Source organism: Luteipulveratus mongoliensis, assembly GCF_001190945.1.
Lineage (GTDB): Bacteria > Actinomycetota > Actinomycetes > Actinomycetales > Dermatophilaceae > Luteipulveratus > Luteipulveratus mongoliensis.
The window spans coordinates 1,788,217-1,800,416 of the sequence record NZ_CP011112.1 but is presented as its reverse complement, the minus strand read 5'-3'; the positions used below and the strand labels follow the sequence as shown (position 1 = coordinate 1,800,416).

Here is a 12,200-nt window from a genome sequence, read left to right as displayed (position 1 = left end):
GCTGGATGGTCCGCCTCAACAGATTAGTGACGCGGTGGGGTGTGTCGGGGGTTCCGCAGCAGCGGCTTAAACCGCTTCAGTCAGCGATCTCCGCCGCTTCGAGCCAGGCCAGCTCGAGCCGTTCCTTCTCGTCGTGAACCTCACGCAGCTGGCCGCTGAGGCTCGTGGTCTGCTCGTGATCAGTGGCGGCGTCCAGCATCTGGTCGTGCAACCGCTTCTCTCGCTCGGTCAGTCGGGCCAGCGCGCGCTCGACCCGTGCCAGCTCCTTACGGGCCTCACGCTGCTGCGCCGGGCTGTACGACGACGGGTCACCTGCCGCCGGCGACGGCGGCTGCGCGGCCGCAGCCTTCGACGTACGGGCCGTGCGTCGCTCGACCTCTTGGTGCTGGTCGTGACGGAGCGCGAGGTACTGCTCGACACCGCCGGGCAGCTCGCGGATCTGACCGTCGCCCATGAGCGCGAGCTGGCGGTCGCACATCCGCTCGAGCAGGTAGCGGTCGTGCGAGACGACCAGCAGCGTGCCGGCCCAGCCGTCGAGCACGTCCTCCATCGAGGTCAGCGTCTCGATGTCGAGGTCGTTGGTCGGCTCGTCGAGGAGCAGCACGTTGGGCTCCTGCATCAGCAGCCGCAGCAGCTGCAGGCGCCGACGCTCGCCACCGGACAGGGCACTCACCCGCACCTGCTGGCGCGGGCCGTCGAACCCGAGCCGCTTCGCCAGCTGGCTCGCGCTGATCTCCTTGCCGTCCAGCATGGTGAAGGAGCGGACCTCGGTGATCGCGTCGATCACGCTCATCCCGAGAAGGCGTTCGAGCTCGCGCACCTCCTGGCTCAGGTAGGCCAGCTCGACGGTCTTGCCGACCTTGCGCTTGCCGGCGCTGAGCGGCACCTCGCCGCTGATCGCGCGCAGGAGCGTCGACTTGCCCGCGCCGTTGACGCCGACGATGCCCGTCCGCTCGCCTGGAGCCAGGCGCCAGGTCTGCTTGTCCAGGATGGTGCGGTCGCCCAGCTGCACGGTCGCGTCGAGCAGGTCGATGACGTCCTTGCCGAGCCGCGTGGTCGCGAACCTCGCCAGCGCCACGTCGTCGCGGGGCGGCGGCTCCCGCTCGATGAGCTGATTGGCCGCCTCGATCCGGAACTTCGGCTTGCTCGTCCGTGCCGGCGCTCCGCGTTGGAGCCATGCCAGCTCCTTGCGCAGCAGGTTGTCCTGCCGCTCCTGCGTGACCGCCGCGACGCGGGTGCGCTCGGCCTTGGCGAGGACGTACGCCGCGTAACCGCCTTCGTACGACTCCACCCGGCCCTGGATGACCTCCCAGGTGAACGTGGAGATCGCGTCCAGGAACCACCGATCGTGCGTGATCGTGACGACGGCGCTGTCCGGCCGGGTGCGGCGCTGGACGAGGAAGTCGGCCAGCCACTGCACGCCTTCGACGTCGAGATGGTTGGTCGGCTCGTCCAGGAGCAGCAGGTCAGGGTCGTCGATCAGTAGGCGTGCCAACGAGATTCGGCGCCGCTCGCCACCGGATAGAGGGCCGACGACGGCGTCAGGACCGCCGAGTCCTGCGAACTCAAGACCGCCGAGGAGACCGTTGAGGACGTCTCGGATCCGCGAGTCACCCGCCCACTCGTGCTCGGCGCGGTCACCGAGCACCGCGTCGGCGACGGTGGCGCCGGCCGGCAGCGTGTCGACCTGTGAGAGCACGCCGATAGTGAGACTGCCGACGCGAGTCACCCGACCGGAGTCGACCGCCTGGTCTCCTTGGAGCACGCGTAGCAGCGTGGACTTGCCGCCGCCGTTGCGTCCGACCACGCCGATCCGGTCGCCGCCGCCGATGCCCAGTGAGACTTCGTCAAGGATGTGCCGTGTGCCGAGCATCAATGAGATGCGTTCGGCCGAAAGAAGATTCGCCATTCTGCCTTAAGTTCTGTCCGTCGAAACTGAGTACCGGTGGTTCGACTCAGTTGGAACCGCGTCGAACAACCAGTACTCAGTTCCGGCGGTGAAGCCGCTCATCGGACCGTGATGTCGTTGAGGATGTGGGCCCCCGCTGCCGGACCACGCGCGTGGACGACATCGTCCGCCACGCCGTCGGCAGACAGGGAGACCATCAGGTCGAGCGCTGCGGCCTTGTCACGAGCGAGGAACGCGACCGTCGGCCCAGACCCGGAGACCGTCGTTGCGAGCGCTCCGTGGGTCAGGCCGGCGGCCATCGTCTTGCGCAGCGTCGAGTCGAGCGAGCAGGCAGCCGGCTCGAGGTCGTTCATCAGGGCGGACGCCAGCTGGTCGACGTCGCCTGCTCGCAGCGCGGTCATCAGCTCTCCGGACGGCTCGGGCACCGGGACGTCCTCGTCAGCGCGCAGCCGGTCGCACTCGGCATAGACGTCGGCCGTGGACAGTCCGCTGTGGTGCAGCGCGAAGACCCAGTGGAACGTGCCCTGGGTGAGCACCGGCACGACCTGCTCGCCACGACCGGAGCCGATGGCGGTGCCGCCCGTCAGCAGGAACGGCACGTCGCTGCCCAGTTCGGCCGCGGCCTCCTCGAGGTCACTGCGGCTGAGGTCGGTCTGCCACAGCGAGTCACACGCGAGCAGCGTGCCGGCCGCATCGGCTGAACCGCCCGCCATGCCGCCGGCGACCGGGATCGACTTGTCAATGGTGATGTGGACCGGCTCGTCGACGTCGGCGAGCGCCGCAACGGCACGCGCCGCGCGCATCGCGAGGTTGGATTCGTCGGTCGGGACACGGCCGGCGTACGGGCCGAGGACGGTCACACCCCACTCCTCGGCGGACTCGACGGTGATCTCGTCGGTCAGGTCGACGGCGTGGTAGACGGTCGAGAGCGCATGGAAGCCGTCCGCACGGCGCGGGCCGACCCGAAGCTCCAGGTTGACCTTGGCCGGCACGCGCGCAACCACACCGCGGGGCGGAAGGATCGCAGCGCTCATGCGGCCCACCCTAGATGTAGTCGGTGAGCAGCCAGCCCCACCGTCCGCAGCAGTCTTCAGGTGAGCTGCTGCTTGGCCTCGGCGATGCGGGCGAAGTCCTCGATCCGCAGCCGCTCGCCGCGGGTCTGCGGATCGATGTCGGCGGCCCTCAGGTAGGTCTCTGCCGTGGGCGCAGAGCCGGCCCACCCGGACAGTGCCGCGCGCAGCGTCTTGCGTCGTTGGGCGAAGGCTGCGTCGATGCAGGCGAAGACGTCCTCACGCCGCGCGGTGGTCACCGGCTGCGGTCGACGGACGAGTGACACCAGCCCCGAGTCGACGTTGGGCGCCGGCCAGAACACGTTGCGGCCGACGCGGTCGGCGAGCCGGACGTCGGCGTACCAGCCCGCCTTGACGCTGGGCACGCCGTAGACCTTGGAGCCGGGTGACGCTGCGAGCCGTTCGGCGACCTCGAGCTGGACCATGACGAGCGATCGCTCCAGCGTCGGGAACCGCTCCAGGAACGACAGCACCACGGGCACAGAGACGTTGTAGGGCAGGTTGGCGACCAGCGCGGTCGGCTGCGGGTCCGGCAGCCAGGTCACGGTCATGGCGTCCGCGGTCACCAGAGTCAACCGGTCGGCGTACGCCGGCGCCTGGGCCTGGACGGTGAGCGGCAGCTCGGCCGCGAGCGCCGGGTCGACCTCGACCGCGGTCACATGGGCAGCGGCGCCGAGCAGGGCGAGGGTCAGCGATCCGAGTCCGGGGCCGACCTCGACCACGCAGTCCTCGGGACCGACCTCGGCGAGACGGACGATCTTGCGGACCGTGTTGGCGTCAATGACGAAGTTCTGACCCCAGTGCTTGGTGGGGCGGATGCCGAGGCGACCGGCGATCTCGCGGATCTCGCTCGCGCCGAGCAGGTGGGGCTCCGTCATGGACGGCAACTCTAGGCGGCGTCGGCCGCAGGCCCCGAGAGGCTCATCAGAGCCCGTCGTCGATGTGCCAGTCCTGGCCCCACCGCCAGTCGATCGGGTCATCCCGACGCTGGTAGCGGATGTCCGTCGACAGCCGCATCACACCGTCCGGGTCGGTGTTGTCCAGCGATGCGTGGACGATGTGCGGCGAGTGCACCACGACGTCGCCCGCCTCGTAGTCGGCCACCAGCCAGCGGGCGTCGTGCTGCTCGGCCAGGGCGGGCAGGTCGGCCGTGATGGACGCGGCCGGGTGCTGACGTCTCTCACTCGCCTCGTGGCGTCGGACGACGTGGTGGCTGCCCTCCAGGTAGGTCAGCCCGCCGCGGGCCAGCGGACAGTCCCCGAGCGGGATCCAGGCCGAGAGCAGTCGATCCGTGCCCTCGCGCAGGTAGACCAGGTCGTAGTGCGCCTGAGTCGCCGTGCCTATACCGGCCTCGCCGGGACGCCCGTGGCGGATGATCTTGCGGCGGTGCAGGAAAGGGTCGGCCTCGAAGAGCCAGGCGAACCAGTCGCGCAGGGCCGGCTGGGTGCAGAAGTCGGCGTACTCCCGGCCAGGGACGATGCGCCCGAACAGCAGCTCACGAAAGCGCGCGCGATCGAGATCGCCGGCTCCCGAGATGCCGTCAGCCGGGTCGGTGCCCGCGTTGACCAGGCCGGACTCCGCGAGCGTCTCGAAGTAGTGCCGCCGGAACGCCATGACGTACGCCGGGTCCAGCGCCTTGCGCAGGTACAGGTAGCCGTCGCGGCGCAGCCGCTCCCACAGCAGCGCACGGTCGCCGAGCTCGCGCCTGGGGACGGGTTCCAGCCGGCCGAGCCGGGAGTCGGACTCATCGAGGACGTAGCCGTTCGAGCTGAGCATGTGACCAGAGTCCGCGGACATCCCCACTCGCCGCCATGGACAAGCGTGTCGGGCTGATGGACTCTTCTACAGATGACTCCTGCCGCCTCCTCGTGGTCGAGCTATCTGACGCCCGGTGCGCAGCATCGCCGCCTCGGCCTCACCTGCCTGGGCGTCGGCGAGCAGTCCGGGCCCGTCGAGCCGGTCCGCGCCCGCTCCCTCGACTCGTACGCGCTGGTTCTCATCGAGCAAGGACAGGGCTGGCTGGAGTACGACGGCCGGCGCCACGCGGTGCGCGCGCCCTTCGCGTTCTGGCTCGCGCCGGGCGTGCCCCACTCGTACGGCCCCGACACGCACGGGTGGGCCGAGCGCTGGGTGCTGTTCGACGGGAAGGACGCGCAGGCGTACGCCGCCCTTGGGGTGCTCGACGCGAGGCGCCCGGCGACGCCGGTCGAACCCACCCAGCTCATCCAGGAGCTCACGCTGCTCCGTCAGCTGTGCGCCCGGACCGACCAGCCGCACCGCGACGCCATGGCCGGAGCGCAGACGCATCGCGTCGTCGTGGCGGCTGCCCAGGCTCGTGACCGGGTGATCGAGGCTCCGTACGCCCTCGGCCGGCTCACCGCGAACGCGGCACGGGCATGGTCGGTCGAGGACCATGCCCGCGCCGCGGGCCTGACACTGCGGGAGCTGCGCACCGCCGTACGCCGCGGGGCCGGGTGCACACCGCAGCAGTTCGTCGTGCAGGCGCGGATGTCCGCGGCCAAGTCGCTGCTGGCCGAGACCGACCTGACGGTGGCGGCGATCGCGGCGAGGGTGGGCTATGAGGATCCGGCGTACTTCTCGAGGCTGTTCAGCCGACAGATCGGTCTGCCACCGAGCGCGTTTCGCGAGCAGCAGCAACGCGGCCGGCCGCCGCGGGGGGACGACGAAACGCCGCCGGACCCGTGAGGGATCCGGCGGCGTTCGTTCGTACAGATCGTCAGGTCAGGCGCAGCCCCAGGCCGACGAGCCGCGGTCGTCGTACACGCGGTTCGCGACGGTGATCTGCTCGGCGCGCGAGGCGAGGTCCGGACGCGAGGCGAAGTCGCCACCGCCGGCTCCGCGCCAGGTCTGCAGGTTGAACTGCAGGCCGCCGTAGTAGCCGTTGCCGGTGTTGATGCTCCAGTTGCCACCGGACTCGCACTGCGCGATCCGGTCCCACATGGACGCGCGACGCATGTCGATGCCCTTGCCGCTCGGCTTGGGCTCCTCCGACGGAGTCGGCTTCGGGGCCGACTTGCGCTCGGCGGGGGCGGAAGTCTTGGTGCCGACGACGAGGACGCGGTCGACCGCGGCCTTGGTGACGTCGGTGTCGAGGACCTTGGTCTTGACGACCTTGCCGTCGATCAGGGTCTCGCGGACGGTGACGACCGCGGTGCCGTTGACGCCCTCACGGGTGACCTTGGTCTTGCCCTTGGCCAAGTCGTCGCTGGTCTTGCGGTCGGTGCCGAACTCGACCGTCCGGTTCTTCTTGACCACGCGGGTCGTCGCAACGCTCGCAGCGGCCTTCTGACGCGACACAGGCTTAGTCGTCGTCGGGGTGGCGGTGCTGGTGCTGGTGCTCGGGGCCGGGGCGACCGAGGTGCTGGTCGGCTTCGGCAGCTGGAGGTTGGCCTGCTGCGAACCCTCGGGGACCTGCGAGCCACAACCGGCGAGAGCGGTCACGGACAGCAGGGCCAGCGCGGCGGTACGGATGGTGGTCTTCTTGGCGCTGAAAGTCACGGTTCTCCGATGTCGTGCGACCCCGGTTGCGATCTGGACGCAGGCATGGTTCATCAGCTGACTGAGGTCGTGCGCTGATGTCCCGGCGGCGCTCCCCGCGGGCGCCTGCCCTACAGCCCGTCATGGGGCCGCGTCCGAGTGTCGATCACGCTCGGGTTGGACAGCGACCACACTGGAGGAGGCCCTGGGGTGGGGTCAAGTTTCGGTAACGAAGCCTGGGTCACACTCGCGTTCGCACGCGTCGCGCGCGAGGCGACCGACGTCGTACGACCGTCGCCGCCACCGCGTCGGCGGACGACGAATCACCAGGGTCCGTAGACCCTCTCGCTGGCCTCCGAGACGGCTCGGCACAGAGCGGGTACGTCGACGTTGAGGACACCGGCCATCGTGCGGATCGTGAGCGGCACGAGGTAGGGCGCGTTGGTCGCGCCGCGGTGCGGTGACGGCGTCAGGTAGGGCGCATCGGTCTCGACCAGGATCTGGTCCAGCGGCACGATCGACAGCGCGTTGCGCAGCGGGCGCGCGTTCTTGAACGTGACCGTCCCGGCGAATGACAGGAAATATCCACGATCAATGCATTCGCGTGCCATCTCGATGTCGCCGGAGAAGCAGTGCAGGACCGTCTTGTCCGGTGCACCTTCTTCTTTGAGGATGCGCAGCACGTCTTCGTGCGAGTCACGGTCGTGGATCTGCAGCGCCTTGCCGGTGCGCTTGGCGAGATCGATGTGCCAACGGAACGAATCCTGTTGTGCCGCAACGCCTTCGGGGCCCGTACGGAAGTAGTCGAGGCCGGTCTCGCCGATCACACGGATGCGGGGGTGTGCGGCGATCTGCTCGATCTCCTCCCACGCCTCCTGGAGGACACCACGCTCGTGCATCCGGGGCGCCTCGTTGGGGTGGATCGCCACCCCACCGAGGAGCTCCGGGTGCTCGTCGACGACCTTCGCGGTGAACCGCGCGCCGTCGAGGTCACAACCGATCTGGACCATGCGGTTGACGCCGACCGAAACCGCCTCGTCGATGACCGCACGCAGGTCCGGCGGCGGGCCGTCGTCGCGGGCCATGTCGAGGTGGGTGTGGTTGTCCACGACCGGCAGCGGAAGTCGGTCGGGGGCCGGTGGCTTGGTGCCGTCGTGACCCGTCTCGTGAACCTTGCTCATCGTCGTCCTCAGGCCCGCGGAGTCGACGTCGGGGAGGTCGCTTCAGTGACCTCCGAGGCGCCCGCGACCGGGTCGTTCGCCGGGGCCGACGAAGGGCTCGCCGACGCGTCCGGAGACCCCTCCGTTTGTTCCACGATGTGAGACGTGTCGGGCGTGAGGCGTGCCAGCTCCTCGTCCACCACGCTCGGGTCGAGCTTGATGAACACCGGCGCGGGCTTCTCGATGGACGTGCCGACCGTGACGGGTCGGCGCTCCCAGCGCGGCGTGGCCGAGTAGTCACCCGTGATGATCGGGTAGGGGCGGCCGTCGTCGAGGTCAGTGACCTGGTCGACCCGCGGCATCGGCGTGAACTCACCCTCGCCGCCCATGACCGCGTGCACCTTGTTGGAGGCGTGCGGCAGGAACGGCGCCAGGATCGTGTTGAGGTCGCTGACCAGCTGCGCCAGCGTGTGCAGGATCGTCGCCAGGCGCTCCTGCTCGTCCTTCGCCTTGAGCTTGAAGGGCTCGGTGTCGGAGACGTACTTGTTGGCCTCGCCCACCAGTCGCATCGCCTCGGCGAGTGCGGCCTTCTGGCGATGCTTGCCGATCAGCTCACCCACCGAACCGAAGCCGTCCTCGACGGTGCGCAGGACCTTCTCATCGACCGGCTCGAGCGGCCAGGGCTTCGGGATCTCGCCGAACTTCTTGTGGATCATGCTCGCCGTGCGATTGACCAGGTTGCCCCAGCCGGCGACCAGCTCGGAGTTGTTGCGCTGCACGAACTCGGCCCAGGTGAAGTTGGAGTCCTGGTTCTCCGGGCCGGCCGCCGAGATGAAGTAGCGCAGCGGGTCCGGGCCGTAGCGGGCGATGACGTCCTGCACGTAGATCACGTGCCCTCGCGACGTGGAGAACTGCTTGCCCTCCATCGTCAGGAACTCGCTCGAGACCACCTCGGTCGGCAGGGCCAGGTCGCCGTACGGACCCGGCTCGCCCCCGCGCGACCCGCGGCCGTCGTACGCCAACAGCTCGGCCGGCCAGATCTGGGAGTGGAACACGATGTTGTCTTTACCCATGAAGTACGCATGCACTCTGCCTCCTTCGTCGGCAGACTCCATGCACCCTTCTGACTCCTTCTGGGCTTCGCTCCTCCGCTCGGTGGCGCCTCCTTCGTCGGCTCCTCCGAGCTCCGTCGACTTCGCCGAGTCCGCTTGCGTAGTGCTCGAGTTCCCTTGTCCCGTTGGTGTGTTCCACCACTCGCGCCACTTGTCGTCGTCGCCGAGGCGGCGGGCCCACTCGATGGAGGCGGAGAGGTAGCCGATGACGGCGTCGAACCAGACGTAGAAACGCTTGGTCTCCCAGCCGTCCACCGGGATCGGGATGCCCCAGTCGATGTCGCGGGTCATCGCGCGCGGCCGGATGTCCTTGAGGATGTTCTGGCTGAACTTGATGACGTTGGGGCGCCAGTCACCGCTCGCCGCACGCCCGTCGAGCCACTCGGTCAGCGCATCCTTGAGCGCGGGCAGGTCGAGGAAGAAGTGCTGGGTCTCGATGAACTTCGGCACCTCACCGTTGATCTTCGAGCGCGGCTCGATCAGGTCGGTGGGGTCGAGCTGGTTGCCGCAGTTGTCGCACTGGTCGCCGCGCGCCTCACCGAAGCCACAGATCGGGCAGGTGCCCTCGATGTAGCGGTCGGGCAGCGTACGACCGGTCGACGGCGAGATCGCGCCGCGCGTCGTCTGCTCGACCATGTAACCGTTGCGGCGGCAGGTCTCGAACATCTCCTGCACGACCGCGTAGTGGTTGGCCGTCGTGGTCCGGGTGAACAGGTCGTACGACAGCCCCAGGTCCGTGAGGTCCTGCACGATCACCGCGTTGTACTTGTCGACCAGCTCGCGCGGGGTGACACCTTCCTGATCGGCGAGGACCAGGATCGGGGTGCCGTGCTCGTCGGTGCCGCTGACCATCAGTACGTCGTGGCCCGCCATGCGCATGTACCTGCTGAACACGTCAGAGGGCACACCAAAACCGGCCACGTGGCCGATGTGGCGCGGGCCGTTGGTGTACGGCCAGGCGACGGCAGTCAGGACTTTGCTCATGGGACGCAATCCTAGGAGGGCCGCGCAGCGTCCCTCACCCGCGTTTCACCCGCGCCATCTCCCGCGCCCCTCGGACGTACAGCAGGATCGCCGGAATCCCGGTGACGGCGGCACCGACCAGCGCTGCCCGGATTCCCCACGCGCCACCGATCAGTCCCAGAGCGGTTCCGCCCACGACCTGGCCCACCGCCTGAACCTGGCCGCTCAGGGACAACACCGTCGCGCGTACGGCCGAGCTCGTGATCTGAGCGTTCAGCATGATCGTCCGGGCCGGGCCGGCCAGGTCCCGCGCGAAGAAGACAGCGAGTACGGCACCGAGCGCCAACCAGGTGGACCCGGTCAGACCGAAGGCAAGCAGGGCTAGCAGCTCGATGACGGTGAGCACGGTCAAGGCGTGGCCGACGGCCAGTACGCCGCCGCGCGCCTCCAACCTGATCACCATTCCTGTGCCCGCAAAGCCCAGGCACATCGCCAGCAGCCACAGCATCCCGAACCAGATCAGCGGATCCAGATCACCGATGCGCGGCAACCCGATGTCGGACAGGAAGTGGGCCTCCCGCAACCGGTCGAACGTCGCCGCCACCGCTCCCAGCGGGAGCTGGGCCACCAGCACCGCAGTCGCTACGCGGGACGCCCGGACCACCGAGCAGCCACGACGCAGGACAACGAGTGGACGCGCCGACCCACCGGCCGTTCCGGCGGCGACGAACCCGGTCTCCGGCATCCGCAGCAGACAGACACAGCCACAGGTGACCAGTGCCAGACCGCCAGCAACGATCGCGGCCCGGAGCGACACCAGCCCCAGGAGGAGCTGTCCGACCAGGCCGAGCACCGACCCGGCGTACCGCACCCGCGCACCGACCAGAAGGACGGCGCCGATCCGCTCCTCACCGATCTCGTCGGCCAGCCACGCCTCCCGGGCGCCGCTGACCAAGGTCTGGGCGACGCCGTACAGGCCCCACAGCACGATGATCGTGATCGCAGACGACACGAGGCCAACCAGCAACCAGGCGACGCCCATGCCGAAGAAGCCGAGAACCATGGAGGCACGGCGGCCGAAGATGTCTGCGATGACCCCGGTCGGGAGCTCGCACAGCACCGTGGCGGCCTGCATGGTGACGCCCATGAGGACCAGATCCAGCGGCCCGAGATGCAGGTCGGACACGACGTGGACCACGACCACGAGTGAGGTCGGCAGGTGTCGCAACAGCTGGAGCGCGTAGTAGACACGGACGGGCGACCGCGAGCGCGCACGCACCGGCCAGAACGGAGGCCTCGAGGGCATCATCAGGACGCACGCTGCTCCTGCCGCGATCCGACCGGCAACCGAGTTTCGTCCAGCCGGCTCGAGGGAGCGGCGCGTCGAACTCGACCGCCGCACGGATAAACACCTCCGGCACGGCCATCCGCTCCCGCCGAGGAAGCGGCGCTTGTGGGAATGTGGGGCTCACGTGGACCCGTGGGTGGTCCGACGTGGGAGGTTCACGACGATGTTTGCCGCTCTGACCGGAGCCGGCTTGTCGGCTGCGGCCGGCCTCAACGCCTACATCCCGTTCCTGATGGTCGCGCTCGTGGCGCGTTTCAGCGACGTCATCACCCTGCCCGCGTCGTTCGCCTGGATCGAGTCGCCCTGGGCCATCGCCGGAGCGGCCGTGCTGCTCGTCGCCGAGGTCATCCTGGACAAGATCCCCGCCATCGACAGCATGAACGACCTGATCGGCACCGCGGTCCGCCCGACGATCGGCGGTGTCGTGTTCGCCGCGACGCAGTCGGCCGAGGACCTCGACAAGACCACGTGGATGCAGGACCACCCGTGGGTCGGCGCGATCGGCGGTGTCGTCATCGCCGGGCTGGTCCATACGACGAAGGCCGCGATCAGACCAGCCGTCAACGTCTCGACCGCAGGTATCGGAGCACCCGTGATCTCCGGCGTCGAGGACGTCGCCTCGATCGGGCTCAGCATCAGTGCGGTGTTCCTGCCGATCCTGGTGATCGGCGCGTTCGTGCTGATGATCTGGGCGGTGTGGGCGCTGCGCCGTCGGCTCCGGCGGCTGAAGCGGCGGCGGCGCGGCGGCGTGAGCCAGCCCGCCTGACGCATGCCAGCACGCAACCAGCCGTTACGCCCCGCTCCCCTCGCGCCGGCTCGACCGCGTCCGATGTTCCTGATCGGGCTCGCCGTCGTGATCGCGCTGACCGGGTGGATCATCTGGCGGCGCACCCAGCACGACCCGCCGCCGGACGGGATGGCGAGCACGACCGTCGTACGGACTGAGGCCAAGGGAGACCAGACCGCGCTCACGCTGCGCTACCGCGTGGACGGTCGGGACTACACCGCGACCCACGAGGTGCGTACGACGTCGTACGTCGCCCAGGGCAAGGTCGCCTGGATCTGCTTCAAGCTCGACGAGCCGGGCAGCAGTCGCGTACGCCTCCCCCTCGACTCCCTCTGCTGACCCTCTCGCTGGTC

The 12,200-nt window shown here is 69.2% G+C and carries 11 protein-coding genes; 3 read left to right on the top strand and 8 right to left on the bottom strand.

From position 1 onward, the window contains the following. Positions 1 to 76: 76 nt before the first annotated feature. From VV02_RS08595 to VV02_RS08580, 4 genes are all read right to left on the bottom strand, one after another. The gene (locus VV02_RS08595; RefSeq protein WP_052590986.1) at positions 77 to 1,909 is read right to left on the bottom strand and encodes an ABC-F family ATP-binding cassette domain-containing protein; all 1,833 of its coding nucleotides are present in this window, start codon (positions 1,907 to 1,909) and stop codon (positions 77 to 79) included. Positions 1,910 to 2,007: 98 nt separating this feature from the next. Then, positions 2,008 to 2,943: a 4-(cytidine 5'-diphospho)-2-C-methyl-D-erythritol kinase gene (locus VV02_RS08590; protein ID WP_052590985.1), complete on the bottom strand. Its 936-nt coding sequence runs from the start codon at positions 2,941 to 2,943 to the stop codon at positions 2,008 to 2,010. 56 nt (positions 2,944 to 2,999) lie between these two features. After that, positions 3,000 to 3,857 carry a 16S rRNA (adenine(1518)-N(6)/adenine(1519)-N(6))-dimethyltransferase RsmA gene (gene rsmA, locus VV02_RS08585; RefSeq protein ID WP_052596742.1) on the bottom strand — a complete coding sequence of 286 codons (858 nt, stop codon included), beginning with the start codon at positions 3,855 to 3,857 and terminating at the stop codon, positions 3,000 to 3,002. A 46-nt stretch (positions 3,858 to 3,903) separates the two neighbouring features. Continuing rightward, positions 3,904 to 4,755, bottom strand: coding sequence for a phytanoyl-CoA dioxygenase family protein (locus VV02_RS08580; protein WP_052596741.1), 852 nt, complete (start codon positions 4,753 to 4,755; stop codon positions 3,904 to 3,906). Between the two features lie 72 nt (positions 4,756 to 4,827). Between VV02_RS08580 and VV02_RS08575 the strand changes: the two genes are divergently transcribed. Beyond that, the gene (locus VV02_RS08575; RefSeq protein WP_052590984.1) at positions 4,828 to 5,685 is read left to right on the top strand and encodes a helix-turn-helix domain-containing protein; all 858 of its coding nucleotides are present in this window, start codon (positions 4,828 to 4,830) and stop codon (positions 5,683 to 5,685) included. A gap of 36 nt (positions 5,686 to 5,721) precedes the next feature. Here the strand turns inward: VV02_RS08575 and VV02_RS27315 are convergent, their stop codons facing one another. The 4 genes from VV02_RS27315 to VV02_RS08555 all read right to left on the bottom strand — a co-directional run bounded on the left by VV02_RS27315 (position 5,722) and on the right by VV02_RS08555 (position 11,021). Further along, entirely contained in the window at positions 5,722 to 6,498 is a 777-nt protein-coding gene (locus VV02_RS27315) for a resuscitation-promoting factor (protein ID WP_169787663.1), read from the bottom strand. Positions 6,499 to 6,800: 302 nt separating this feature from the next. Continuing rightward, positions 6,801 to 7,658: a TatD family hydrolase gene (locus VV02_RS08565; RefSeq protein ID WP_052590982.1), complete on the bottom strand. Its 858-nt coding sequence runs from the start codon at positions 7,656 to 7,658 to the stop codon at positions 6,801 to 6,803. Positions 7,659 to 7,666: 8 nt separating this feature from the next. Then, complete coding sequence (gene metG, locus VV02_RS08560) at positions 7,667 to 9,733, bottom strand: methionine--tRNA ligase (protein WP_083450019.1); 2,067 nt, start codon at positions 9,731 to 9,733, stop codon at positions 7,667 to 7,669. Positions 9,734 to 9,767: 34 nt separating this feature from the next. Continuing rightward, positions 9,768 to 11,021, bottom strand: a complete 1,254-nt coding sequence (locus VV02_RS08555; protein WP_052590981.1) for an MFS transporter — start codon at positions 11,019 to 11,021, stop codon at positions 9,768 to 9,770. A 202-nt stretch (positions 11,022 to 11,223) separates the two neighbouring features. On the opposite strand from VV02_RS08555, the gene VV02_RS08550 reads away from it, so the two are divergent. Together VV02_RS08550 and VV02_RS08545 are read left to right on the top strand one after the other, a co-directional pair. Further along, on the top strand, positions 11,224 to 11,826 hold the full coding sequence (locus VV02_RS08550) for a DUF4126 domain-containing protein (RefSeq protein WP_052596740.1): 603 nt from the start codon (positions 11,224 to 11,226) through the stop codon (positions 11,824 to 11,826). A 3-nt stretch (positions 11,827 to 11,829) separates the two neighbouring features. Beyond that, positions 11,830 to 12,186 carry a hypothetical protein gene (locus VV02_RS08545; protein WP_157063335.1) on the top strand — a complete coding sequence of 119 codons (357 nt, stop codon included), beginning with the start codon at positions 11,830 to 11,832 and terminating at the stop codon, positions 12,184 to 12,186. Positions 12,187 to 12,200: the final 14 nt, after the last annotated feature.

Coding starts and splice junctions, on each gene's coding strand:
- VV02_RS08595 (WP_052590986.1), bottom strand. CDS start 1,909: ATGGCGAATCTTCTTTCGGCCGAACGCATCTCATTGATGCTCGGCACA.
- VV02_RS08590 (WP_052590985.1), bottom strand. CDS start 2,943: ATGAGCGCTGCGATCCTTCCGCCCCGCGGTGTGGTTGCGCGCGTGCCG.
- rsmA (WP_052596742.1), bottom strand. CDS start 3,857: ATGACGGAGCCCCACCTGCTCGGCGCGAGCGAGATCCGCGAGATCGCC.
- VV02_RS08580 (WP_052596741.1), bottom strand. CDS start 4,755: ATGCTCAGCTCGAACGGCTACGTCCTCGATGAGTCCGACTCCCGGCTC.
- VV02_RS08575 (WP_052590984.1), top strand. CDS start 4,828: ATGACTCCTGCCGCCTCCTCGTGGTCGAGCTATCTGACGCCCGGTGCG.
- VV02_RS08565 (WP_052590982.1), bottom strand. CDS start 7,658: ATGAGCAAGGTTCACGAGACGGGTCACGACGGCACCAAGCCACCGGCC.
- metG (WP_083450019.1), bottom strand. CDS start 9,733: ATGAGCAAAGTCCTGACTGCCGTCGCCTGGCCGTACACCAACGGCCCG.
- VV02_RS08555 (WP_052590981.1), bottom strand. CDS start 11,021: ATGATGCCCTCGAGGCCTCCGTTCTGGCCGGTGCGTGCGCGCTCGCGG.
- VV02_RS08550 (WP_052596740.1), top strand. CDS start 11,224: ATGTTTGCCGCTCTGACCGGAGCCGGCTTGTCGGCTGCGGCCGGCCTC.
- VV02_RS08545 (WP_157063335.1), top strand. CDS start 11,830: ATGCCAGCACGCAACCAGCCGTTACGCCCCGCTCCCCTCGCGCCGGCT.